This is a genomic window from Cellulosimicrobium cellulans (assembly GCF_006539945.1).
Lineage (GTDB): Bacteria > Actinomycetota > Actinomycetes > Actinomycetales > Cellulomonadaceae > Cellulosimicrobium > Cellulosimicrobium cellulans.
On sequence record NZ_BJNZ01000055.1, the window covers coordinates 1 to 1,783 of the forward strand.

Consider the following 1,783-nt stretch of genomic DNA (forward strand, 5'->3'; position numbering starts at 1 on the left):
GGTGTGTGTCGGTTGTTTGAGAACTCAACAGTGTGCTTGTTAGTCAATGCCAATTTTTTGTCCCTGTGGCATGGCTGATCGTCTTCGCCCGTCGGGTGGGGTGGTTGGTTGTGTCTGGGATTCCTTTGGTTGATTTCGGAAGATGATGTCATCTTTCGTGTTGATGCCAGTTTTGTGAACCCTGTTGGGGTTCGCTTCGTATGGATTGTTCACTGCCGGTGTTGTGCTGGTGGTGGGCGTTGTTCATTTACGGAGAGTTTGATCCTGGCTCAGGACGAACGCTGGCGGCGTGCTTAACACATGCAAGTCGAACGATGATGCCCAGCTTGCTGGGTGGATTAGTGGCGAACGGGTGAGTAACACGTGAGTAACCTGCCCTTGACTTCGGGATAACTCCGGGAAACCGGGGCTAATACCGGATATGAGCTACCTTCGCATGGGGGTGGTTGGAAAGTTTTTCGGTCAAGGATGGGCTCGCGGCCTATCAGCTTGTTGGTGGGGTGATGGCCTACCAAGGCGACGACGGGTAGCCGGCCTGAGAGGGCGACCGGCCACACTGGGACTGAGACACGGCCCAGACTCCTACGGGAGGCAGCAGTGGGGAATATTGCACAATGGGCGAAAGCCTGATGCAGCGACGCCGCGTGAGGGATGAAGGCCTTCGGGTTGTAAACCTCTTTCAGCAGGGAAGAAGCGCAAGTGACGGTACCTGCAGAAGAAGCGCCGGCTAACTACGTGCCAGCAGCCGCGGTAATACGTAGGGCGCAAGCGTTGTCCGGAATTATTGGGCGTAAAGAGCTCGTAGGCGGTTTGTCGCGTCTGGTGTGAAAACTCGAGGCTCAACCTCGAGCTTGCATCGGGTACGGGCAGACTAGAGTGCGGTAGGGGAGACTGGAATTCCTGGTGTAGCGGTGGAATGCGCAGATATCAGGAGGAACACCGATGGCGAAGGCAGGTCTCTGGGCCGCAACTGACGCTGAGGAGCGAAAGCATGGGGAGCGAACAGGATTAGATACCCTGGTAGTCCATGCCGTAAACGTTGGGCACTAGGTGTGGGGCTCATTCCACGAGTTCCGTGCCGCAGCAAACGCATTAAGTGCCCCGCCTGGGGAGTACGGCCGCAAGGCTAAAACTCAAAGGAATTGACGGGGGCCCGCACAAGCGGCGGAGCATGCGGATTAATTCGATGCAACGCGAAGAACCTTACCAAGGCTTGACATGCACGGGAAGCCACCAGAGATGGTGGTCTCTTTGGACACTCGTGCACAGGTGGTGCATGGTTGTCGTCAGCTCGTGTCGTGAGATGTTGGGTTAAGTCCCGCAACGAGCGCAACCCTCGTCCCATGTTGCCAGCGGGTTATGCCGGGGACTCATGGGAGACTGCCGGGGTCAACTCGGAGGAAGGTGGGGATGACGTCAAATCATCATGCCCCTTATGTCTTGGGCTTCACGCATGCTACAATGGCCGGTACAAAGGGCTGCGATACCGTAAGGTGGAGCGAATCCCAAAAAGCCGGTCTCAGTTCGGATTGGGGTCTGCAACTCGACCCCATGAAGTCGGAGTCGCTAGTAATCGCAGATCAGCAACGCTGCGGTGAATACGTTCCCGGGCCTTGTACACACCGCCCGTCAAGTCACGAAAGTCGGTAACACCCGAAGCCCATGGCCCAACCGTTCGCGGGGGGAGTGGTCGAAGGTGGGACTGGCGATTGGGACTAAGTCGTAACAAGGTAGCCGTACCGGAAGGTGCGGCTGGATCACCTCCTTTCTAAGGAGCTACCAA

At 56.8% G+C, this 1,783-nt stretch carries 1 rRNA gene; it reads left to right on the top strand.

Annotation, left to right across the window (positions count from 1 at the left end):
- The first annotated feature begins 246 nt into the window (after nucleotides 1-246).
- A 16S ribosomal RNA gene (locus CCE02nite_RS20260) occupies nucleotides 247-1,768 on the top strand.
- Nucleotides 1,769-1,783 lie beyond the last annotated feature (15 nt).